Here is a 23,231-nt window from a genome sequence, read left to right on the forward strand (position 1 = left end):
TTGGACGCACCGGTCAGTGTGGAATATCTGGGCCGCGCGGGTCAGCCGTGACGAGCGAGCGGTGTTTCCGGTGCGACAAGGGGACGCTGCTTCCAGCGCAGCCGCCCGGTGCGATGCAGGCGGTGCGAGCGGGCCCACAGGGTGAGGTAGTAGCCGACGGACACCGGATGGGCCAGTGCCGAGCCGAGGTCGGCGCCGGTGGGTGGGCGCCGGGTTTCGACGGCTCGGGCCATGAGCCGACCGGTGACGGCGGCGAGGTAGCCGAGCAGACCAGCCCGGCGCACCCGGCCACGACCGACGAGAACCGCCAGCGGCGGAACCCAATAGGCAAGGGCGGCAAGGACACCGATGGCCGCGCCGGTGTCGACCCGGCCGCCGTAGGCCGACCACAACCAGCGGGTGTAGCCGCCGGCGAGGTCGTCGGCGCCGGTGTACATGCGGGTGCGGGCGGCCGGCCCGGCGGTGACGAGCGCGGTCCGATGACCCGCCCGCCGCAGCGCCCGCGCGAGATCGAGATCCTCGGTGGCGCTGGCCGCCACACCGGCGTGACCCCCACCCGCCCGGTACGCCGCGGCGTCGACGGCGAGGAACTGCCCGCACGCCACCGCCGTCGACGGCCGCAAACTGTGATTGGCCGGACCCACCGGAAGCGTCGATGCCCACGACCAGGCCAGCAGCGGCTGAACCAGCTGCTCGGCGACCGAACCCGAATCCTGTGTCGGCCACGCCGACACCAAACCCGCGCCGCGCTTGCGCAATTCGGTCACTGCGGCGGCGATCGCCTGCGGTTGGAGGCGCACATCGGCGTCGACGAAGACCAGTGCCGCCGCATCGGTCCTGGCGGCCAGCCGCGCACAGGCGGCGGCCTTTCCGGTCCATCCCGGGGCGGGGTGGGCGGCCGAGCGGAGCACGGTGAATCGTTCGTCGCCGCCGATCGCGGCGAGTGCGGCCTCGTAGGTGCCGTCGGTGGAGGCATCGTCGAGGATCAGCACTCGCAGCCGCGGTACCCCGGTCTGGGCGCGCAGATCGGCGATGAGGTCGGGCAGCCGCAGGGCTTCGTCACGGGCGGGCACGCACACGGTGACCGGTTCGATCACTCCCGACACCTGCCGGGGCAGGGTGCGCAGGGTGGCGAGGTTGTAGGCGGCGGTGCCGGCGCCGAGCACGGCGAGACCGGTGCCCGCCCAGGTCAGGTAGCGTCCCGCCGCGCCCATGTCAGCGGCCTAGCCTGCGCTGGGTGATCTCGCGCCACATCTCCGAGGGCGAGAAGTTGGGCCGCGGCGCGTTCGGCGGGCGCGGGTTGCGGTCGCGGTAGGCGAGACCGGCGATCATCGCGGCCACGGCCAGGGTGATACCGCCCATGATGCCCGCCCAGCCGGCGAACGAGCGGGTGTTGGGGTCGGCGTATTTGACCTCGGCGCGCAGGGTCGAGGACTCACCGGCGGGCAGCTTCCACGACACGGTGTTGTCGCCCTCGCGGGTGCCGTTGGTCTTGGCGACACGCGATGGGAACGCGATGGAGAACTGCACGTCCGACCCGTGCGGCGGCACCGACTCGAGGTCGACGCGGCCGGTGAGGCTCACCAGGTCGCCGTTGCGCTTGAACTCGAGGGTGAACATGCCCTGGGTCTGATCCGACAGGCTGCCGAGCTGGCCGACCTCGCCGAAGGTCAGATCGTCGAAGAACACCTGCGTGCCGACGTAACCGTCTTGGTTGTACGGGTCGACGCGCACCTTGGCGGCCAGCGATTCGGGCGCCTTCAGCTGCGGGCCCTTGTCGTCGGGGCCCTGCGGGGCCACTGCGGCGACGATCCGTCCCGATACCCGGTCGTTGGACGACACCCCCATCGACACCTGCACCCGCAGGCATCCGGTCAGCGCGGGCACCAGCAGTGCCAGCAGAACGGCGACCGCCGCGACGCGCCGGGCGGGCCCGGAACGGCGCGAGGGGGAAGGCATGTCGGCGACGAGACTCGGCTGCACGGTTGACATCGTGCCAGGCTCGGGCCGCAGAACCCACACGACGGGCCCAACCGCCTCCCACCACCCGCTGCGATCAGGGGTTTCGCCACCGTGCGGCAGCCTGGCGAGCCAACGGGATTCCGAGCAGTCCCATCCCGGCGAAGCCCCAGGCCGCCGATGCGGGAAGGCCGAGGAACACCGCGTGCGCGAGGGCCGAGCCGAGCCAGGTCCACGCGAACACCGCGAGCGGCACCGCCACCGACGGATCGTGGGCGCGGGGGAGCAGCCTGTCGAGTGCGGTGAGCAGCGCCGCCATCAGCGATGCGACGAGCATCCAGCCGAGATAATTGGTGTAGGGGATCTGCGCCAGCCCCGGCAGACCGGCATCGGTGACCGACCACGTCCACTGCCCGTCGACGACCATCTGCGGATCGAGAAACAGATCCCATCCCACCGCCCCGACAACAAGCAGTGCGGCACGTTTGACGCGGGCTCGCGCGGTGACCCTGTCCGTCCCGGCGGCTCCCGCTCCGAGGCCACCGGTGCTTGCCGCATCGATCCTCGCGAGCAGGCCCGCGACGACCCAGATCGGATACAGCCCACCGGTCCATGCCAGCGGCACCACCAGCGGTACATCCGCGAGCGCGGGCCCGAGCCGATCCGCCGCGTACACGTAGGCACCGTAGGGCACCCCCGTCGCCGTCCCCACGATCTCGGACCCGAGTCCTATCCCGGAGACGATGACGAAAAACCCTGCTGCCCACCGCCACCCACGAGTAGTTACCGCATGCAGCAGCGCGGTCGACACCGACAACACCACCACGGCCACCGTGACCCGATCCCGCGCCACGCCCGCACTCAACGGATAGGCGATCTGTACGAGCACCAGCGCCACCGCCGCGAACGCTGGGATCATCCGCTGACGACGGACACCAACCCATTCCTGGGCGGTGGCTGCGATTCGGCCGAGCGTGCGGCTGGTAGTCACGACCTCTGCCGATCGGTCTCGGTGTCACACGGCGGCAATTCGCGGGCGTCCCGGGGACGGCTGCTCCACGGGGCACGCGGATCGGGCGCTGTCATCGCCTGCGCGACAAGGGGAATCGGCGGGTGCGTCGGTCGCCGAGTACCAGCCGGGCGGCACTGCGTCCGCTGGCTCCTGACACCCCGCCACCCGGGTGCGTGGACGCGCCCGTGAGGTACAGACCTGGCGCACCAGGCACCCGTTGACCCGACAGCTCCGGCAGCGGCCGCCACAGCATCATCTGGTCCAGCGACATCTCCACGTGCATCACATTGCCGCCGCGCAGGCCCATCTCCCGTTCCAGGTCGACCGGGGTCTGCACGAAACGACGCAACACCGAATCGGCGAATCCCGGTGCGTACCTGTCGACTTCGGCGATGATCCGGTCGGCCTCGCGATCGGCGTGCGCCGACCAATCGCTCCCGTCGGCCAGCTCGTAGGGATGCCACTGCGCCCACAGCGACAGCTGGTGTTCACCGGGTGGGGTGATGGACGGGTCGAGCGCGCTGAAACTCATTGCCAGCACCACCGGCCGTGGCGGCAGCTCACCCGCCGAGGCCGCACCGTGCGCCGCCCGCAGTTGCCTGCGATCCGACACGAGGAATTGCAGGCCGTGCGCGGACTCCGCGGGCGATGCGCCGGGGTAGCTCGGTAGGCGATCGGTGGCCAGGCGGACCACCATGCCGATACCGGGCCCGACCCGGATGCGGCGCTGCCAGTCGTCGAGCACCGCCTCGTCGAAACCGCCCGCGCGCAACAGGTCGAGGGTGGCGAGGATGTGCGAGCCCGCGATCACGGTGTCGGCGTGCAGCTCACGCCCCGATTCCGTGCGCACCTGCCACCCGCGCCCCGACCGCCGCAGCTCCGTGACGGCATCACCGGTGTGGACTTCACCGCCGTCGGCACACAACCGCGCGATCAGCGCCGCGCTGAGCGCCCCACTTCCCCCCACGGCCCGCCCGGGCGGCAAAGTGTGCATGAGCGCGGCGAAGCCTGCCATCGGCGCGGTCCCCGGTTCCGACATCGGTGGACCCGACTGCGCACCGAACCACGCCAGCGACGCCTTGAGCCGTTCGTCGTCGAACCAGTAGTCGAGCAGCGCGTCACCGGTCTGCAGAAACTCCCGCGACAGCGCCGACCCGCCGTCGCGCGCGTCCAGCCCCCAGAACGCGCGAACCAGCCTCCCCGGCGTCGGGGGACCACCGAACGCCCGCATCACCCGCGCGCTTCGCTCACCCCACACCTCGACGAAACGGCGGTAGGCCTCGGCATCCTTCGTCCCACAAGCCGCCGCGATCGACGCGCACGTGGCGTCGAGATCGCGGTGGAAGACGATCGGTGGGCGTCCACCGTCGGACGGCGTGAATCCCCACGGATCACAGTCGAGATAGCGCAACCCGAACCGCTCGAGCTCGAGTTCCTCGATGATCCCGGTGTGCCGGACCATGATGTGTGCCGAGGAACCGCGATCCACAAGGTGGCCAGGGAACCGTTCGACCGTAGACACCGCCCCGCCGGGCACCGTGTCTCGTTCGAGCACCTGGACCCGCTGCCCGGCCCGCGCCAGATAGCAGGCGGCGACCAGCGCGTTGTGCCCCGATCCGACGACGACCGTTGTTTCGCTGCGGCTCACGCCCGTTCGCCCGCCGGTGGCATCGGCAGCCTGCGGCCGAGGATCGCGAACGGCCGGGTATCGCCCGCGAAGACGAAATTGCGGATCACATCGGTGAATCCCGCGCGCCGGTACAACCGCCACGCCCGGTTGTCCTCCTCGGGAACCTCCGGCGTCGACAGCAGGACCGCTGCCTCGGGGCGGCCGGCGAGCAACCGTTCGAGCAGGGTCGCCCCGATCCCGCGACCCTGCGCGGCCGGGTGCACGTGCAGTTCGGTGAGTTCGAAATAGTCGGCGAGCAACTCGCGCGCGGCGGCCTCCGGCCAGCCGCACCGGCGCATCCCGGTGTGCACCTGCTGATGCCACCACTGCCGCGGCGCGCCGCTGTATCCGTAGGCGATGGCGAGCAGCGGGGCGGTGCGCAGGTCGACCGCGCCCGCGTCGTCGGGCAGCACGGCGGCCACCGCCCGCCAGCCCGCCCGGGTGGTGTGCTCGTTCCACATCGGGGCCCGGTGATGTTCGGTGCCGCGCGGATAGTCCATCGCGGCCACATACACCGAGAGGGCGTCGTGCAGGCGGGCCCGCAGGGCGGCGACGCTCAGGTCGACGACCACAGGTGCTGGAGTGTGGTGATTGGGCTTGACGGCTGTCATCGCTCTCGTCGGAACTTGTCGGTGGGTGTCCCTATATTCAATCTCAATTCAAACGTTCGAATGGTTGTTCGATCTGTGCGAGGGGCGAAAGGGGCAGCAGATGCCTGGTCACAACGATGGTCGAGCGCACGCGGGCCACGACGGCCGCGCCGGCGGACTGCTACGACAGGCCGATGCGCTGCTCACCGACTCGGCCTGGGAGCACGAGCCGGGGGAGCGGTTCCGCACCGCCTATCTGGCCGCGCTGCGTGGCGCCGGTGCGATGATCGCGCTCACCGGCGCCGACCGCGCGCCGCGGGCTCGATCGCGCAGCGCCTGGGTATTACTGAGACGCGCCACGCCGGAGTTCGCGATGTGGGCCGACTACTTCGAGGCGCACTCGCCGCTGCGGGCCGCCCTCGAGGCCGGATTGGACCGCACGATCACCGACACACAAGCCGACGAGTTCTGTTCGCGGGTGGGCGCGTTCCTCTACGACGTCGACGATGCGCTGGTCGCCGCCGCCAAGACACGCCCGCAGCCGAGTCGCGACCGGGACATGACCGCTTAGTTATCACCGAGTAGGTGGTACGGCCTCGATCGAACTCGTATCATGGGGAGCAGATAGCCGCCAAGGTCGGCTACCCGTCGCCTACCCGGAGGCGACCAGCCACGCCTAGTGCCGGGGGAGGTACCGTGCCACTCTCCGAGCACGAGCAGCGCATGCTCGAACAGATCGAGAGCGCTCTCTATGCTGAGGACCCGAAGTTCGCCTCGTCCGTCCGCGGCGGACGACTTCGCTCCACGTCGAGTCGACGTAGGCTCCAAGCTGCGGCGTTGTTCGCCGTCGGCCTGTTCCTGCTCGTCGCCGGCATCGCCGCCCCGTTCAAGCCGGGCGGGTTCCCGATCATCAGTCTCGTGGGCTTCATCGCCATGTTCGGCGCGGGTGTCCTGTTGATGATCGGCAGCTCGCGTCGGCCGGGTGCGGCAGACGCCCCCGGTGAACCGCCGGCGGGCGCGGGCCCGTCGGGCGGGCGCGGTGGCCAGCGGCCGCGCAAGTCGGGCGGCTTCTCGGAGCGGATGGAAGACCGATTCCGCCGCAGATTCGAGCAGGAGTAGCCCTGCTCCGACCGTGAGGTCGAGCACAACGGCATAGCAAGCGGTGTCGCACCCGGTCGCGGGTGCGACACCGCTTTCGCATGCCCTCGTCCGGGTCGGCTCGGATCGCGCTCGCAGGGCGGTTCCCCCACCTTCCCCACCATCCCCCACCAGGGCAGTCTCGTACGCCGTCGAACGACAGGTCCGCCGATGGCACCTGGGAAGTTTGCTGAACGTTGTCGGAACGGGGGATTGCCGACCCGCGCGGGTTGTCCTAACACGCGATAATCCCGAATCTCATTGATAGCTGACATGACCTGCGGAATTGTGTTGGCGGGGAGCAGGATCACCCAGGGTTTCGATTGAAAGTGGGGGAAAGTGGGGTAATGTGGGTCGCGCACTACAGGAGAGGCCGTATGGCCAGGTGATCCAGTAGGGAGGTGGCCGGGAATGTTTCTCGGTACCTACACCCCCCGATTGGACGACAAAGGGCGACTGACGTTGCCTGCGAAGTTCCGAGACGATCTGGCGGGAGGGTTGATGGTCACGAAGGGTCAAGACCACAGCCTTGCCGTGTATCCGAAAGAAGAGTTCACCGCGCTCGCCCGGCGGGCCGCGGCGGCGTCTCGAAGCAACCCGCAGGCAAGGGCTTTCGTCCGGGCACTTGCGGCCGGAACCGACGAACAGCGTCCGGACGCACAGGGCCGGATCACGTTGTCGCCGGACCACAAACGCTATGCCGGACTCACCCGGGATTGCGTGGTGATCGGTTCGGTCGACTTCCTCGAGATATGGGACAAGCAGGCGTGGGAGTCCTACCTCGCCGAGCACGAGGAGGACTACGCGCAAGCCAGAGACGAGTCGCTGGGCGGGATCTTCTGACCCCGCAGCACGCGAGTGCTGCGAGGCCTCTGCCCGGGCGTGGACCCTGACGTACTTCCCCGACGCCAGGTGCCGCGCCCCGGTCAGAGACCTCGACGCATTCGCACTCATCCGAGTAAGCAACTCATTCCAAAAGCACTGTGTGGCAAGGCGACCCGTCTGCGACGCGAGGCAGTATCCCGGGAGGTCGAGGTGAACCATGACACCGAGAACCCCCGTCATGTGCCGGTGCTGCTCGAGCGTGCCGACGACCTGCTCGGTCCGGCACTCCACGAGCCGGGCGCGGTCTACCTCGACGCGACCCTCGGCCTCGGCGGGCACGCCGAACACTTCCTGCGCACCTACCCGAACGCGCGGCTGGTCGGACTCGACCGCGACACCAACGCGCTGAAACTGGCCGGCGAGCGCCTGGCGCCCTACGCCGACCGGATCACGCTGGTGCACACCCGCTACGACGGCATTCCCGAGGCGCTCGCCGAGGCGGGCCTGGCCGAAACCGGTTCGGTGTCAGCGATTCTCATGGACCTCGGCGTGTCCTCGATGCAGCTGGACGAAGCCGAACGCGGCTTCGCCTACTCCGTCGACGCACCGCTGGACATGCGGATGGACCCCACCACCGGCATCACCGCCGCCGACGTGCTCAACACCTACAGCCACGGCGACCTGGCCCGGGTGCTGAAAACCTATGGCGACGAACGGTTCGCGGGCAAGATCGCCTCGGAGGTGTTGCGCCGCCGCGCCGTCAAACCGTTCAGCACCAGCGCCGAACTGGTCGAGGTGCTGTACGCCACCATTCCGGCCGCCGCGCGGCGCACCGGCGGGCATCCCGCCAAGCGCACGTTCCAGGCGCTGCGGGTGGAGGTCAACGGAGAACTCGACTCGCTGCGGGCCGCGCTGCCCGCGGCGCTCGACGCGCTGCGCGTGGGCGGGCGGATCTGCGTGATGTCGTACCAGTCGCTCGAAGACCGGCTGGTGAAGCAGGAATTCGCGCCACGGATCGTGTCCAGGTCCCCGATGGACCTGCCGGTCGAACTGCCCGGCATGGGACCGGAGTTCAGGATGCTCACCCGCGGCGCGGAAAAGGCGACCGAGTCCGAGATCGAGGCCAACCCGAGGTCCGCTCCGGTGCGGATGCGTGCGGCCGAACGGATCACGGAGAGGTCAGGGAGGACACAGGAGGGGACACGATGAGCGTGCGGACGAGCACCGTTGCCGTGCCGGGGCGTACCGCCCGGCGCGTGCAGGCGGCCGAACGAGTGAAGTCCGGTGCCGCGCAGCGGGCCTACGCGCGCAAACGCACCCGCCAGCAGTTGCTCGACGGGATATCGCTGCCCGATCGTTCCTCGACCATGGCCGGGCGCATCCCGTTCGTCACCGCGATCATCGGTCTGCTCGGTTGCGGTCTCGCGCTCACCCTGCTGCTCACCACCCGCGCGGCCGAGGACAGCTACCTGCTCGGCGACATGCGCGCGGACAACCGGACGCTCGCCGACGAGCGGGCCGCGCTGCAGCGCGAGGTCGCGGCCGCCGACTCGGCTCCCGAACTGGCCGCGCGCGCACGCGAACTCGGCATGATCCCCGCCAAGGACCCGGCGCGTCTGTTGATCGGTCCCGGCGGGGAGGTGACCGTGATCGGCACACCCACGCCCGCCCAGGGCGCCCCCGCGCCGCCGTTGAACGGGCCGCCGACGACCACCCAGAACCCGGCGCCGGGTCAGCAGGCGCAGGGCGAGCGGGTGGTTCCGGTGCAGCCGGGCACCCCGGCCACCGACCCCGCCGCGCCGAACAGCACCCCGCCCGCCGTGCTCGCGGCACCGGGCGGCCAGGCCGGAGCGCCGAGTGCGCCGGTCGTGAATCCGGCTCAGGCGCAACCGGACTCGCCGCAGGGCCTGCCCGGACCCCAGACCCAGGTCGAACCGCCCGCGGGCGAGGGCGTTCCCCCGGCGCCCTCGGAGTCGCCGGTCCAGGCACCGGCCCCACAGCTCGTCCCCGATCGGGTGGAGGTGGCCGCGGCACCGGCCGACACGCCGCCCCCGGCACCGGATGTCGCGCCGTTACCGGACGCGGGCCCGCCGAGCGAGACGCCGCAGATCGTCGCTCCCGAGGCAGGCCGATGAGGCAGAGCGGGCCCGCGTCGCAACAGCGACGCGGGCCGGTCTCGTCGAGGGTCCGGCGCAGCGGGTCGCTCTCGCCGGACCGGCCGATTCGGCTGCGCCTCGGCGTCGGCCGGGTCACCATGCTTGCCACCCTCGCCGTGGTCGCGCTGCAACTGCTCTACATCCAGAGCATCGCCGCACCGGGACTCTCCGCGCAGGCCGCCTCGCAGCGCACAACCAAGGAGACCGAGGCCGCCGTGCGCGGCCCGATCACCGACCGCTACGGCAACCCGCTGGCCTTCACCATCACCGCGAAAGCGCTGACGTTCCAACCGGTCCGGGTGCGCCAGCAGCTCGCCGACGCGAAGAAGACCAAGGAGAACGCGCCCGACCCCGAGCAGCGCCTGAAGGACATCGCGAAGTTCGTGCACGACAAGCTCGGCGCGAGCGGCCCGAAAGAGGAAGAGCTGCTCGACAAACTCCGCAGCGACAAACCCTTCCACTATCTGGCCCGCAATGTCGATCCCCGGATCGCCACCGAGATCACCACCAAGTACCCGGAGGTCGGTTCCGAACGGCAGGACCTGCGCGAATACCCCGGCGGGGCGCTGGCGGCCAACGTGGTCGGTGCCACCGGCTGGGACGGGCACGGTCAGATCGGCCTCGAATCGGCACTCGACTCGGTACTCGCGGGTACCGACGGTTCCCGCACCTACGACCGCGGCTCCGACGGCGCGGTGATCCCCGGCAGCTACCGCGACCAGCAGCCCGCGGTGAACGGGCACGGGGTGGAACTCACCCTCGACGAGGACATGCAGTACTTCGTGCAGCAGCAGGTGCAGCAGGCCAAACAGCTCTCCGGCGCGGCCTCGGCCTCGGCGGTCGTGCTCGACGCCAAGACCGGTCAGGTGCTGGCCATGGCCAACGACAACACCTTCAATCCCGCACTGGGACCCCAGCACTGGGCCTCGGCGAACATGAGCAACCCGTCGGTGTCGGAGCCCTTCGAACCCGGTTCGGTGAACAAGATCGTCACCGCCGCCGCCGCGCTCGAATACGGGCTGACCAACCCCGACGAAGTGCTGCAGGTACCCGGTTCGATCCGGATGTCGGGCGTCACCGTCAACGACGCCTGGCAGCACGACGTGGCGCCCTACACCACCACGGGCATCTTCGGTAAGTCGTCGAATGTCGGTACCCTCATGCTCGCGCAACGGGTGGGGGAGGACCGCTTCGCCGACATGATCGACCGCTTCGGTCTCGGCAAGCGCACCGGCATCGGCCTGCCCGGCGAGAGCCCGGGGCAGGTGCCCGCCCGCGACCAGTGGTCCGGCGGCACCTTCGCCAATCTGCCCATCGGCCAGGGCCTTTCGATGACCACGCTGCAGATGACCAGCATGTACCAGGCCATCGCCAACGACGGCCTGCGCATCCCGCCGCGCATCGTGAAGGCCAGGATCGCCCCCGACAACACCCGCACCGAGGAACTGCAGCCCGAGCCCGTGCGAGTGGTGAGCCCGCAGACCGCCGCCACCTTGCGCACGGTCTTCCAGGCGACCGTGCAGAAGGACCCGATGGGTGTGCAGATGGGCACCGGGCCGCAGGCCGCGGTCGAGGGCTACCAGGTGGCGGGCAAGACCGGCACCGCGCAGAAGGTCGACCCGGCCTGCCGCTGCTATTCGACCTCGTCGTTCTACATCACCTTCGCCGGGATGGCGCCCGCCGACAACCCGCGCTACGTGATCGGCATGATGCTCGACGCGCCGGTACGCAGCTCCGACGGGTCCGGTGGTGGGTCGGCCGCGCCGCTGTTCCACACCATCGCCTCCTGGGCGTTGCAGCGCGACCGGGTGCCACCGTCGCCGGAGCCTAGGCCGCTGGTGCTGGAGGCCGGGCTCTGACGGTAACCTGACTCGTCGTCTTGCCCACGCGCTCGATCACTCTCAGAGAGGAGCCTTGTGCCCGCGCAGTCCAGCCCGCACGCGCTCCGGCCGAACACCCCGCCGTCGACGCCGCTGCAGGCCCTGCTTGAGCTCACCGGCGCCACCACGCTCACCCCGGTCCCGGCCGAGGTGACCGTCACCGGCATCGAGCAACGATCCAACGCCGTCCGGCCCGGTGACCTGTTCGCCGGCCTGCCCGGCGCGACCTCGCACGGCGCCCGTTTCGCCGCCGACGCCGTCGTGCGCGGCGCGGGCGCGGTGTTCACCGACGCGGCCGGTGCCGAACTGATCGGCGAGGTCGCGGTGCCCGTGTTGGTGCGCGAGGACCCGCGTGCCGTGCTCGGCGAGCTGTCCGCCGAGATCTACGGTCACCCCAGCGATCGCCTGCGCATCGTCGGCATCACCGGCACCTCCGGCAAGACCACCACGTCGTACCTGGTGGAGGCGGGTCTGGTCGCGGCGGGCCTGTCGACCGGTCTGATCGGCACCATCGAAACCCGCATCGGCGGGCAGCGGGTGCCGAGCGCGCTCACCACTCCCGAGGCGCCGCAGCTGCACGCGATGTTCGCGGCCATGGTCGAGCAGGGTGTGCAGGCGGTGGTGATGGAGGTGTCGAGCCACGCGCTGGCCCTCGGCCGGGTCGACGGTGTGCGCTTCGCCGTCGGCGCGTTCACCAACCTCTCCCAGGACCATCTCGACTTCCACAAGGACTTCGAGGACTACTTCGCCGCGAAACGCCGCCTGTTCGAACCGGACTCGCCGATCGCCGCGCGCACCTCGGTGATCTGCGTGGACGACGAGTGGGGACGCCGCCTCGCCGCGGATCTGGTCGGCCCGGTCACCGTCTCCACCACCGAGGTCGCTGCCGCGGACGATGCCGCCGCAGCCCCGGCGCCCGATGCCGCTACCTGGCAGGTCGTGGGTGAGGTGAAAGCCGCTGGTGGCGAGCAGGAATTCACCGCGAGCGGTCCGGACGGCGAGCTGACCGTCCGTCTGCGCCTGCCCGGCCGCTACAACGTCGCCAACGCCCTGCTCGCGGTCGCCACCTGCGCGGCCGCCGGGGTCGATCCGGCGGTCGCCGCGCCCGCGCTGGCCACCGTCGACGTGCCCGGGCGCATGCAGCGCGTCGAACGCGGACAGGACTTCCTCGCCGTCGTCGACTACGCGCACAAGCCCGCGGCGATCGAATCGGTGGTCGCCACCCTGCGCGCGCACCTCACCGACGCGGGCCGCGGCAGGCTCGCGGTGGTCGTCGGCGCGGGCGGCGACCGGGACGCGGCCAAACGCCCGCTCATGGGCGGGGCGGCCGCGCGTGGTGCCGACCTGGTGATCGTCACCGACGACAATCCACGCACCGAGGACCCGGCGGCCATCCGTGCCGCCGTGGTCGCCGGTGCGCACGAACTCCCGGCCACCGACCGCGGCGAGATCCGCGAGATCGGTGACCGCGCGGCGGCCATCGCCGCCGCACTCGCCTGGGCGCGTTCCGGCGACGTGGTGCTCATCGCGGGCAAGGGCCACGAGGCGGGTCAGGAGATCCAGGGCGTCAAGCATCCCTTCGACGACCGTGAGGTCCTCGCCGCGGAGCTGGATTCTCTACTGGCACAACACAGTCCGCACACGGACTCGGAGGACTTGACGGTTTCATGATCGAGATGACACTGCGGGAGATCGCGGACGTCGTCGGCGGCGAGCTGCACGACGTACCCGACCCCCAGGCACTGGTGACCGGGTCGGTCGAATTCGATTCGCGCCGAATCGGTCCCGGTGATCTGTTCCTCGCACTACCCGGCGCCAACTCCGACGGACACGACTACGCGGCGAACGCGGTCGAGGCCGGAGCTGTCGCCGTGCTGGCGGCACGCCCGGTCGGCGTGCCCGCCATCGTGGTCGCACCGGACGCGGGCACCGTGCCCGCCACCTCGGTGGCCCTGAGCCACGACGGCGACGGCTCCGGTGCCGCCGTGCTCGCGGCCCTGGCCGACCTGGCCCGCGTGAGCACCGAGCGGCTGGCCGAGCGCACCGGTCTCACCGTCGTCGGTGTCACCGGGTCGTCGGGCAAGACCTCGACCAAGGACCTGCTGGCCGCCGTGCTCGCACCGCTTGGTCCCGTGGTCGCCCCGCCCGGTTCGTTCAACAACGAACTCGGCCACCCGTGGACGGCCCTGCGCGCCGACGCCGACACCAAGTTCCTCGCCCTCGAGATGTCGGCGCGCGGCGTCGGCCACATCGCCGCCCTGGCCCGCATCGCGCCGCCGCGCATCGGTGTGGTGCTCAATGTCGGCACCGCCCACCTCGGTGAGTTCGGCAGCCGCGAGGCCATCGCGCAGGCCAAGGGCGAACTGGTCGAGGCACTCCCGGCCGAGGGCCTGGCCGTGCTCAACGCCGACGACCCGAACGTCGCCGCCATGGCCTCGCGCACGAAAGCCCGCGTCGTCATGGTCGGCCTGTCCGGCGACGCCGACATCCGTGCCACCGACGTGACCACCGACGACCAGGCCCGCGCCCGCTTCACCCTGCACGCGGGTGGCGAATCGGTGCCGGTGCAGCTGGCCGTGCACGGTGAGCATCAGGTGGGCAACGCGCTCTCGGCCGCCGCCGTCGCCCTGGAATGCGGCGCCGACCTGGCGACCGTCGCTCAGGCGCTGTCCGGGGCAACGGCCGCGTCGGCGCGCCGGATGGACGTGCGGACCACGCCCGACGGCATCACCGTCATCAACGACTCCTACAACGCCAACCCCGACTCGGTGCGGGCCGCGCTCAAGGCGCTGGTCACCCTCGCCGAGTCGGGCCCCGAACCGCGCCGCAGCTGGGCCGTGCTCGGGGAAATGGGCGAACTCGGCGACACCTCGGTCATCGAACACGACGCGATCGGACGGCTCGCCGTGCGCCTCGACGTCGACCGATTGATCGTGGTCGGCACCGGACGACCCTCCCGGGGAATGCACCAGGGAGCGGTGATGGAAGGCTCATGGGGCGAGGAGTCGATCCTCGTACCCGATATCTCGGCGGCCATCGCGCTGCTCGACGACGAAATCGCCGCCGGCGATGTGGTACTGGTCAAGGCGTCGAAAGCGGTCGGTCTGTGGGCCGTCGCCGAACACCTGACCAGGGCAGGGGAAGGTAGCTCGGAGGCAGCTCGATGAGGCAGATTTTGTTCGCGGCGGGGATCGCGCTCGCGGTGTCGATCCTGTTGACGCCGTTCCTGATCCGGGTCTTCGCCAAACAGGGCTTCGGCCAGGAGATCCGGGTCGACGGCCCGGCCAGCCATCAGGCCAAACGCGGCACCCCGACGATGGGTGGCGTCGCCATCCTGATCGGTATGTGGGCCGGGTATCTCGGTTCGCACCTGATCGGCCTCGGCTACGACGCCGAGGGGCCGACGGCCTCGGGCCTGCTCGTGCTCGGGCTCACCACCGCACTCGGTGTGGTCGGCTTCCTCGACGACTTCATCAAGCTGCGCAAACAGCGCAACCTCGGGTTGTCGGCGGCCGGTAAGTACATCGGCCAGATCAGTGCCGCGGTGATCTTCGCGGTGCTGGTGCTGCAGTTCCGGGCCGACAACGGGCTCACCCCCGGCAGCAAGCACATCTCGTACGTGCGTGACTGGTCGACGGTGTCGATGGGCGCGCTGGTGTTCGTGATCATGGTGTGTCTGCTGGTCGTGGCCTGGTCGAACGCGGTCAACCTGACCGATGGTCTCGACGGTCTCGCCGCCGGATCGATGAGCCTGGTGCTCGGCGCCTACGTCATCATCACCTTCTGGCAGTACCGCAACGCCTGCGCCACCAGCCCCGGACCCGGGTGCTACAACGTGCGCGACCCCCTCGACCTCGCCCTGGTCTGCGCGGCGGCCGCCGCCGCCTGCATCGGCTTCCTGTGGTGGAACGCCGCGCCCGCCAAGATCTTCATGGGCGACACCGGCTCGCTGGCGCTGGGCGGCATGCTGGCCGGTCTGTCCATCACCACCCGCACCGAGCTGCTGATGGTCGTCATCGGCGCGCTGTTCGTCGCCGAGGCGGCGTCGGTGGTGCTGCAGGTGGCGGTGTACCGCACCACCCGCAACCGATTGTTCAAGATGGCGCCGTTCCACCACCACTTCGAATTGAGCAAGTGGGCGGAGACTACGGTGATCATCCGGTTCTGGATCCTGGCAGGCATCGCGGCCGCCGTGGGTCTCGGACTGTTCTACAGCGAATACCTGTCCCAGGTCGGGTGAGAGCGGAAATGGTAGAACACTCGCCCCGTGCCCTGCGTTCCCCGGGCCCCATGCTCGAATTCCTGCGTGGCCGTGACGTTCTCGTCGCCGGCTGGGGCGTCTCCGGACGCTCCCTGATCGAACCGCTGCGCGATATCGGCGCGCATCCCGTCGTCACCGACGGCGGCGCAAAGGCCCTGGCTGAGGCCGCCGAACTCGGGCTCGAGATCGCCACCACGGTGGAACTCGAGCACGCCGACCTCACGCGGTTCGCCCTCGTCATCACCAGCCCCGGCTGGCGGCCCGATTCGCCGGTGCTCGTCTCGGCGGTCACCGAGGGCATCCCGGTCTGGGGCGACGTCGAATTCGCCTGGTGGGTCGATCAGGCCCGCATCTACGGCCCGGTCCGCAAGTGGCTGGTGGTCACCGGAACCAACGGCAAGACCACGACCACCCAGATGACGCACTCGATCCTGCGCGCCGCGGGCATCGCCAGCGTGGCCTGCGGCAATATCGGCCTGCCCATCCTCGACGCCCTGCGCCGCAATCCCGGACCGCAGGTGCTCGCGGTCGAGTTGTCGTCGTTCCAGCTGCACTGGGCGCCGTCGGTGCGGCCCGAGGCGGGTGTGGTGCTCAATGTCGCCGAGGACCACCTCGACTGGCACGGCGGGCTCGACGCCTACGCCGCCGCCAAGGCGCGTGCCCTCACCGGCCGCATCGGCGTGGTCGGCCTCGACGATCCGGTCGCCGGTGCGCTGGCGCGCAAGTCCAAGGCGCGGCGCACGGTCGGGTTCCGCGTGGGCGTGCCCGCCGACGGCGAACTCGGCGTGGTCGACGGCAAACTCCTCGACCGCGCCTTCACCAAGGCCGCGATCCTCGCCGAGACCTCCGACATCAGTCCGCAGGGGCCCGCAGGCATCGCCGACGCGCTCGCAGCCTCGGCGCTGACCAGGGCCATCGACGTGGCACCACAGTTCGTGAAAGAGGGCCTGGCCGAACACAAAGTCGGCCCGCACCGCACCGCCTTCGTGCGGGAACTGGGTGGCGTCGACTTCATCGACGACTCCAAGGCGACCAACCCGCACGCCGCACGCGCGTCGATCCTCGCGCACCCGCACGTGGTGTGGGTCGCGGGTGGTCTGCTCAAGGGCGCCACCATCGACGACCTCGTCGAAGAGGTCGCCGACCGGCTCGTCGGCGCGGTTCTGTTCGGAGCCGACGCGCCGGTGATCGCCGCCGCATTGGCGCGACACGCGCCCGAAGTCCCGGTCATCGCACTGGACGCGGGAGACGATGCAGACATGGAGTCGTCGAGATCGCAGCGTGCCGAAGCGGTGATGGGCCGCGCCGTGCGTGCCGCGGCGGGCATGGCCCGGGCGGGAGACACCGTGCTGCTGGCACCCGCGGCCGCGTCCCTGGACATGTACGACGACTACACCCACCGCGGACGCTGCTTCGTCGACGCGGTCACGGCACTGGAAGACGGTGACATCGGGCGGGCGCTATGACATCGACGGGCCAGACCACCCAGACCGGGGGGCGCCGGAAACGGATCGCCCCGCAGCCGGGATGGGCGGGGGAGCGTTTCGGCGCATGGCTGGCCCGTCCGCTCGCCTCGTTCCACCTCATCGTCACCATCGCCACCCTGCTCACGGTGCTCGGCCTGGTGATGGTGCTCTCGGCGTCGAGCGTCGAAGCCTATGCCGGTGGTGGATCGGCGTATTCGCTGTTCATCCAGCAGGCCATGTTCGCCGGGCTGGGCGCCGTCGCGTTCTACATCGCGTTGCGGTTGCCGTTGCGGGTCCTGCGGCAGTGGTCGTTCCCGGCGTTCAGCATCTCGGTGATCGCGCTGGTGCTCGTGCTCATTCCGGGCATCGGCGCGGTGCACGGTGGCGCGCGGCGCTGGTTCGACATCGGACCCATCTCGATCCAGCCGTCCGAGGTCGTCAAGGTGACGCTGGTGGTGTGGGGCGCGCATCTGCTCGCGTCGCGGCGCGGGGCGCACCTCAAGGACATCCTGGTACCGCTGGTGCCCGCCGGCCTGCTGGTGTGTCTGCTCGTGGTGCTCGAGCCGAACCTGTCGACCACGATCGCGCTCGGCATCGTGCTGATGGCGCTGCTGTGGTTCGGTGGGCTGCCGGTGCGGTTGTTCGTCGGGATCATGGTCAGTGGCTTGGTCGTCGCGTCGGTGCTCGCGCTGTCGGCCGGGTACCGGTCCGACCGGGTGCGCGCGTTCTTCAATCCCGGTGACGATCCCCAGGGCGCCAATTACCAGGCCCGCCAGGCCAAGTACTCGCTGGCCGACGGCGGCATCCTCGGCCGCGGACTCGGGCAGAGCCGCGCCAAGTGGAGCTATCTGCCCAACTCGCACAACGACTTCATCTTCGCCATCATCGGCGAGGAACTCGGCTTCCTCGGCTGCATGGCGGTGCTCGCCCTGCTGGCGATGTTCGTCTACACCGGCATCCGCATCGCGCTGCGCTCGGTCGACCCGTTCCTTCGCCTGCTCACCGCCACCGCGACCACCTGGATCACCGCCCAGGCCCTGATCAATATCGGCTACGTCGTCGGCCTGCTGCCGGTGACCGGTCTGCAGCTGCCGCTGGTGTCGGCCGGTGGTTCGTCGCTGGCGATCACGCTGTTCATGTTCGGCATCATCGCCAGCGCGGCCAGGCACGAGCCAGAGGCCGTCTCGGCGCTCAAAGCGGGCCAGGACGGCAGGCTCAGCAGGCTGCTGCGGCTTCCCGTGCCCGAGGTGTACACCCCGGCACCGCGCAAGCCCGCGCCGCGCGCGAAAGCCGAACGCCCACGTCAGGCCCCACGCCGCCAACCCGATGCCCCGCGCAGACGACGCGCGCCGGAAAGCCGCGGCACCAGTTCGCTACGGTCGACCAGAGCATGGGAACCGACCTATCCGATGCCACACGCTAGAGAACGAGGTAGATCCAAGTGAGTAGCCCGCGATCCGGGTTGTCGGTGATCGTCGCAGGCGGGGGAACCGCAGGCCACATCGAACCCGCGCTGGCGGTGGCCGACGCCTTGCGCAGACTCGACGATTCGATCCGGGTGACAGCACTCGGCACCGAGCGCGGACTCGAGACGAAACTGGTGCCCGACCGTGGGTACCCGCTCGAGCTGATCCCGCCGGTCCCGTTGCCCCGCAAGCCGTCGGCCGACCTGCTACGCCTGCCCGGGCGGGTGTTCTCCTCGGTGCGCGCCACCCGCGCGGTGATCGACCGGGTGCAGGCCGATGTCGTCATCGGCTTCGGCGGCTACGTCGCCCTGCCCGCCTACCTCGCCGCGCGCGGAATCGGCAGGCAGCGCCGGATTCCGGTCGTCGTGCACGAGGCCAATGCCAAGGCGGGCATCGCCAACAAGGTCGGCGCCAAGCTGGCCACCAAAGTGCTTGCCGCCGTTCCCGACTCCGGCCTGGCCGGGGCCGAGGTCGTCGGCATCCCGGTGCGCGCCGCCATCACCGAACTCGACCGGCCCGCGCTGCGCGCGCAGGCCCGTGAGCACTTCGGTCTGCCCGCCGAGGGCCCGGTTCTGCTGGTGTTCGGCGGTTCACAGGGCGCGCGCAGCCTCAACGAGGCGATCTCCGGCGCCGCACCGCAATTGGCGGCCGCCGGGATCTCGGTGCTGCACGCGCACGGCCCCAAGAACAGCGTCGAGGTGAGTACCGCCGACGCGCCTGCACCGTACGTGGCGGTGCCGTACCTGTCGCGGATGGACCTGGCCTACGCCGCCGCCGACGCGGTGGTCTGCCGCTCCGGCGCCATGACCGTCGCCGAGGTGTCGGCGGTCGGGCTGCCCGCGTTCTACGTGCCCCTGCCGCACGGCAACGGCGAGCAGGAGTTCAACGCGCGCCCCGTGGTGACCAAGGGGGGTGGCAGAATTGTCCCCGACGCCGAGCTGACCCCGAAATTCGTGATGGACGAGGTGATTCCGCTGCTGCTCGACCCCGCCCGACTCGCCGAGATGAGCCGCGCCGCCGCAGGCGCCGGTCACCGCGACGCCGCCGACACCGTGGCACGCATCGTCGCCGGGCTCGCCCGATGAGCGGTCAGCGGCCGGAGGCGGAAGCCGAGCGTGACCAGCCGGACCGTCCGAGCACGGGCACCGCGGTGAATGCCGCGGGCGAGCCCGTGGGTTCGGCATTGCCCGCCGAACTCGCGCGGGTGCACATGGTCGGGATCGGCGGTGCGGGCATGTCCGGTATCGCGCGAATCCTGTTGGCGCGTGGCGGTGCGGTGTCGGGATCCGATGCCAGGGAGAGCCGCGGCGTGCTGTCGCTGCGGGCCCGCGGCGCGCAGGTGCGCATCGGGCACGACGCCGACGCGCTCGACCTGCTGCCCGGTGGCCCGACCGTCGTCGTCACCACCTACGCCGCCATTCCGAAGACCAACCCCGAACTGGTCGAAGCGAACCGGCGCGCCATTCCCGTGCTGATGCGTCCCACCGTGCTCGCCGCCCTGATGCGCGGGCACAAGACCCTGCTCGTCTCGGGCACCCACGGCAAGACCTCGACCACCTCGATGCTGATCGTGTCGCTGCAGCACTGCGGCGCCGACCCCTCGTTCGCGGTCGGCGGCGAACTCAACGAGGCGGGCACCAACGCCCACCACGGCAGCGGTGACATCTTCGTCGCCGAGGCCGACGAATCCGACGGTTCGCTGCTGCAGTACGACCCCGACGTCGCCGTGGTCACCAATATCGAATCCGACCACCTCGACTACTTCGGCACCGACGAGGCCTACATCCAGGTCTTCGACGACTTCGCCGACCGGCTCGCCCCCGGCGGCCTGCTGGTGGTCTGCCTCGACGATCCCGGTTCGCTCGCCCTGGCCGAACGGGTCGCCCCCCGGCTCACCGAACGCGGTGTGCAGGTGCTCGGCTACGGCTCCGGCGACCTGGCCGACGCGCCCGTGCCCGTCGGTGCCCGGCTGCTCGACTGGCAGCCGCGCGATGTCGGCGGCATCGTCGAGTTCCAGCTCGGCGGTGAGACGACGCCACGCACGGTCCGCCTGTCGGTGCCCGGCAGGCACATGGCCCTCAATGCCCTCGCCGCGCTGCTCGCGGCCCGGGCGACCGGTGCCGACATCGACGAGATCGTGCAGGGCCTGGAAGGTTTCGGTGGCGTGCACCGCCGGTTCCAGTTCACCGGTCGCGAGAACGGTGTGCGCGTCTTCGACGACTACGCCCACCATCCCACCGAGGTGCGGGCCGTGCTCGAGGCCGCCGCGCAGCTCGTCGCGCAGGAGGCGCGCGACGGAGCGCGCATCGAACGCGGCCGGGTGATCGTGGTCTTCCAGCCGCATCTCTACAGCCGCACCGCCACTTTCGCGGCCGAGTTCGGCACCGCGCTGAGCCTGGCCGACGAAGTGGTCGTGCTCGACGTCTACGGCGCGCGCGAGGAACCGCTGCCCGGTGTGAACGGTGCGCTGGTGGCCCAGTCGGTGACCAAACCCGTGCACTATCAACCCGATATGTCGAAGGTCGGCCGTCAGGTCGCCGCGCTCGCGCAGCCCGGTGATGTCGTGATCACCATGGGCGCGGGCGATGTCACCATGCTGGGCAACCAGATCCTCGACGGATTGCGGGCCCGTCCGCAGCAGGGCGGCCGGTGAGATTGCCGATGCCCGCCGCGCGCGGGTGGCACGGCTACCGGCTCTGGACGGCGGTCGGGCTGGTCGTCGTCACCGTGCTCGCGGTGCTCGCGTGGTTCACCCCGGCGTTGTCGGTACGGACCGTGCGGATCGACGGCCTGACTGTCGTGCCCGAGGAACAGGTACGCGAGCGGCTCGAGATCCCGGACGGGCGTTCGATGTTGCGCATCGACACCACCGAGATCGCCCGCCGCGTGGCGGCGATCCCCACGGTGCGCTCGGTCCGGGTGCAGCGGAATTTTCCGTCGACGGTGCTGGTGACGGTCGTGGAGCGAACTCCGGTGGTGTACATCGACGCTCCCGACGGCGCGCACCTGATCGACGCCGAGAGTGTGGAATTCGCGATCGAGCCCGCACCGCCGATCGGCGTGCCGAAATTGGTCACCGAGGGCTCGATGTCGGGGCCGGATGCGGCTCGCGCCGCCGTCGCCGTGCTGGTCACGCTGCCGCCCGCGTTGTCGGTGCAGGTGGGTGAGGTTGTCGCACGGTCCATTTCGGATGTCTCGCTCAACCTGCGCGACGGAAGAAAGGTAGTGTGGGGCGGCACGGGCGACGGGGAGCGCAAAGCTGCCGTCGTAATGCCGCTGCTCACCCGGGAAGGCACCGTGTTCGACGTTTCGAGTCCGAATCTGGTCACGGTAAAGTGAGCGAAACTTCGGCGCGCCTGCGCCGGGATCGCGGTGGCTGCGAATAGCGTTCCGCAGCAGTCGGATACTTGACATAACGCCAACCCTATGGTTGAGGTTGAGGGTTTTAGATCGAAGGAAGGCGAGAGCCCATGACGCCCCCGCACAACTACCTTGCCGTGATCAAGGTCGTCGGTATCGGCGGCGGCGGCGTGAACGCCGTCAACCGGATGATCGAACAGGGACTCAAGGGAGTCGAGTTCATCGCGGTCAATACCGACGCACAGGCCCTGCTGATGAGCGACGCCGATGTGAAGCTCGATGTCGGCCGTGAACTCACCCGAGGACTTGGCGCCGGAGCCGATCCGGAAGTCGGTCGCAAAGCGGCCGAAGACCACAAGGACGAGATCGAAGAGGTGCTCAAGGGCGCCGACATGGTCTTCGTCACCGCAGGCGAAGGCGGTGGTACCGGAACCGGTGGCGCCCCTGTCGTCGCCAGCATCGCTCGCAAGCTGGGCGCGCTGACTATAGGCGTCGTGACCCGGCCGTTCTCCTTCGAAGGAAAACGGCGTGGGAACCAGGCCGAAGTGGGCATCAACCTGCTTCGCGAGTCGTGCGACACCCTCATCGTCATTCCGAACGACCGGCTGCTGCAGCTGGGCGACGCGGCGGTGAGTCTGATGGATGCCTTCCGGTCGGCAGACGAAGTTCTGCTCAACGGTGTTCAGGGTATTACCGACCTGATCACCACCCCAGGCCTGATCAATGTCGACTTCGCCGACGTGAAGAGCGTGATGTCGGGTGCCGGTTCGGCGCTCATGGGCATCGGCTCGGCGCGCGGCGAGGGCCGGTCGGTGAAAGCTGCCGAGACGGCGATCAATTCGCCACTGCTCGAGGCATCGATGGACGGTGCGCACGGCGTGCTGCTCTCGATCGCGGGTGGTTCCGATCTCGGTCTGTTCGAGATCAACGAGGCCGCCTCGCTGGTGCAGGAGGCCGCCCACATCGAGGCCAACATCATTTTCGGTACGGTCATCGACGATTCGCTCGGCGACGAAGTGCGCGTCACCGTGATCGCCGCCGGTTTCGACGGCGGCGGCCCCTCGCGGCGCGCGGTCGAGAACACCATGCAGACCGGCCGGTCCTCGTCGAACCCGATCGGCTCCGGTCGTGCGGGCGAGGTGGGACAGAGCCGCAGCACGGAGGCCCCGGCCCGGCCCACCGAGCCCGCCACCGCGGGTATGTCGAGCGGACGGGCGGCGGCGCCCAACTACCGCGACACCGAGCGGTACCGGGAGTCGGAGCGTCAGCGGGTCACCGAGCAGGCGCTCAACCGCGTCAACAACCCCGAACCGCGCGACGACGGCGACGATGACGACGACATCGAGGTGCCGATCTTCATGCGCCGCTAGGCACGGACAACGGCGCCCGAACTCCCCGGTGAGTTCGGGCGCTTTCGCGTCTCCGGCTCAGCCCGGGGTCGCCGGGACCA

20 protein-coding genes are annotated in these 23,231 nt (G+C 70.1%); 15 read left to right on the forward strand and 5 right to left on the reverse strand.

The window, feature by feature from the left end; genetic code table 11:
* Positions 1–41 precede the first annotated feature (41 nt).
* From LDL21_RS26835 to LDL21_RS26855, 5 genes are all read right to left on the reverse strand, one after another.
* Positions 42–1,214: a glycosyltransferase family 2 protein gene (locus LDL21_RS26835; RefSeq protein ID WP_225282255.1), complete on the reverse strand. Its 1,173-nt coding sequence runs from the start codon at positions 1,212–1,214 to the stop codon at positions 42–44.
* A gap of 1 nt (position 1,215) precedes the next feature.
* Positions 1,216–1,959, reverse strand: coding sequence for an LppM family (lipo)protein (locus LDL21_RS26840; protein ID WP_181699289.1), 744 nt, complete (start codon positions 1,957–1,959; stop codon positions 1,216–1,218).
* A gap of 97 nt (positions 1,960–2,056) precedes the next feature.
* The gene (locus tag LDL21_RS26845; protein ID WP_225282319.1) at positions 2,057–2,878 is read right to left on the reverse strand and encodes a carotenoid biosynthesis protein; all 822 of its coding nucleotides are present in this window, start codon (positions 2,876–2,878) and stop codon (positions 2,057–2,059) included.
* 163 nt (positions 2,879–3,041) lie between these two features.
* Positions 3,042–4,619, reverse strand: coding sequence for a phytoene desaturase family protein (locus LDL21_RS26850; RefSeq protein WP_225282256.1), 1,578 nt, complete (start codon positions 4,617–4,619; stop codon positions 3,042–3,044).
* A complete protein-coding gene (locus tag LDL21_RS26855; RefSeq protein ID WP_181699233.1) occupies positions 4,616–5,251 on the reverse strand; it encodes a GNAT family N-acetyltransferase in 636 nt (211 codons plus the stop codon). The genes LDL21_RS26850 and LDL21_RS26855 overlap by 4 nt, the downstream gene beginning before the upstream one ends.
* A gap of 100 nt (positions 5,252–5,351) precedes the next feature.
* Between LDL21_RS26855 and LDL21_RS26860 the strand changes: the two genes are divergently transcribed.
* The 15 genes from LDL21_RS26860 (at position 5,352) to ftsZ (ending at position 23,151) form a co-directional block, all read left to right on the forward strand.
* Complete coding sequence (locus LDL21_RS26860; protein WP_067497449.1) at positions 5,352–5,801, forward strand: SAV_6107 family HEPN domain-containing protein; 450 nt, start codon at positions 5,352–5,354, stop codon at positions 5,799–5,801.
* A gap of 125 nt (positions 5,802–5,926) precedes the next feature.
* Positions 5,927–6,349 carry an SCO2097 family morphological protein gene (locus LDL21_RS26865; RefSeq protein WP_067497452.1) on the forward strand — a complete coding sequence of 141 codons (423 nt, stop codon included), beginning with the start codon at positions 5,927–5,929 and terminating at the stop codon, positions 6,347–6,349.
* Positions 6,350–6,778: 429 nt separating this feature from the next.
* Positions 6,779–7,210 carry a division/cell wall cluster transcriptional repressor MraZ gene (gene mraZ / locus LDL21_RS26870; protein ID WP_067497455.1) on the forward strand — a complete coding sequence of 144 codons (432 nt, stop codon included), beginning with the start codon at positions 6,779–6,781 and terminating at the stop codon, positions 7,208–7,210.
* A 192-nt stretch (positions 7,211–7,402) separates the two neighbouring features.
* A complete protein-coding gene (gene rsmH, locus LDL21_RS26875; RefSeq protein WP_225282257.1) occupies positions 7,403–8,401 on the forward strand; it encodes a 16S rRNA (cytosine(1402)-N(4))-methyltransferase RsmH in 999 nt (332 codons plus the stop codon).
* Positions 8,398–9,327: a cell division protein FtsL gene (ftsL, locus tag LDL21_RS26880; RefSeq protein WP_225282258.1), complete on the forward strand. Its 930-nt coding sequence runs from the start codon at positions 8,398–8,400 to the stop codon at positions 9,325–9,327. Before rsmH ends, ftsL begins: the two co-directional genes overlap by 4 nt.
* Positions 9,324–11,207, forward strand: a complete 1,884-nt coding sequence (locus tag LDL21_RS26885; protein WP_225282259.1) for a peptidoglycan D,D-transpeptidase FtsI family protein — start codon at positions 9,324–9,326, stop codon at positions 11,205–11,207. Before ftsL ends, LDL21_RS26885 begins: the two co-directional genes overlap by 4 nt.
* Before the next feature lie 57 nt (positions 11,208–11,264).
* Positions 11,265–12,899 carry a UDP-N-acetylmuramoyl-L-alanyl-D-glutamate--2,6-diaminopimelate ligase gene (locus LDL21_RS26890; protein WP_225282260.1) on the forward strand — a complete coding sequence of 545 codons (1,635 nt, stop codon included), beginning with the start codon at positions 11,265–11,267 and terminating at the stop codon, positions 12,897–12,899.
* Complete coding sequence (locus LDL21_RS26895) at positions 12,896–14,395, forward strand: UDP-N-acetylmuramoyl-tripeptide--D-alanyl-D-alanine ligase (protein WP_225282261.1); 1,500 nt, start codon at positions 12,896–12,898, stop codon at positions 14,393–14,395. The genes LDL21_RS26890 and LDL21_RS26895 overlap by 4 nt, the downstream gene beginning before the upstream one ends.
* Entirely contained in the window at positions 14,392–15,468 is a 1,077-nt protein-coding gene (mraY, locus tag LDL21_RS26900) for a phospho-N-acetylmuramoyl-pentapeptide-transferase (RefSeq protein WP_067497468.1), read from the forward strand. The genes LDL21_RS26895 and mraY overlap by 4 nt, the downstream gene beginning before the upstream one ends.
* Before the next feature lie 50 nt (positions 15,469–15,518).
* On the forward strand, positions 15,519–16,955 hold the full coding sequence (murD, locus tag LDL21_RS26905) for a UDP-N-acetylmuramoyl-L-alanine--D-glutamate ligase (protein ID WP_181699293.1): 1,437 nt from the start codon (positions 15,519–15,521) through the stop codon (positions 16,953–16,955).
* Positions 16,952–18,400, forward strand: coding sequence for a putative lipid II flippase FtsW (gene ftsW / locus LDL21_RS26910; protein WP_225282262.1), 1,449 nt, complete (start codon positions 16,952–16,954; stop codon positions 18,398–18,400). Before murD ends, ftsW begins: the two co-directional genes overlap by 4 nt.
* Complete coding sequence (gene murG, locus LDL21_RS26915; protein ID WP_225282263.1) at positions 18,397–19,506, forward strand: undecaprenyldiphospho-muramoylpentapeptide beta-N-acetylglucosaminyltransferase; 1,110 nt, start codon at positions 18,397–18,399, stop codon at positions 19,504–19,506. Before ftsW ends, murG begins: the two co-directional genes overlap by 4 nt.
* A gap of 125 nt (positions 19,507–19,631) precedes the next feature.
* Positions 19,632–21,074 (forward strand): UDP-N-acetylmuramate--L-alanine ligase, encoded by a 1,443-nt coding sequence (gene murC, locus LDL21_RS26920; RefSeq protein ID WP_225282320.1) that lies wholly within the window; start codon positions 19,632–19,634, stop codon positions 21,072–21,074.
* 8 nt (positions 21,075–21,082) lie between these two features.
* The gene (locus tag LDL21_RS26925) at positions 21,083–21,760 is read left to right on the forward strand and encodes a cell division protein FtsQ/DivIB (RefSeq protein WP_181699298.1); all 678 of its coding nucleotides are present in this window, start codon (positions 21,083–21,085) and stop codon (positions 21,758–21,760) included.
* Between the two features lie 131 nt (positions 21,761–21,891).
* On the forward strand, positions 21,892–23,151 hold the full coding sequence (ftsZ, locus tag LDL21_RS26930; protein ID WP_067497477.1) for a cell division protein FtsZ: 1,260 nt from the start codon (positions 21,892–21,894) through the stop codon (positions 23,149–23,151).
* The last annotated feature ends 80 nt before the right edge of the window (positions 23,152–23,231 follow it).

The sequence above is a fragment of the Nocardia rosealba genome (assembly GCF_020216065.1).
Lineage (GTDB): Bacteria > Actinomycetota > Actinomycetes > Mycobacteriales > Mycobacteriaceae > Nocardia > Nocardia rosealba.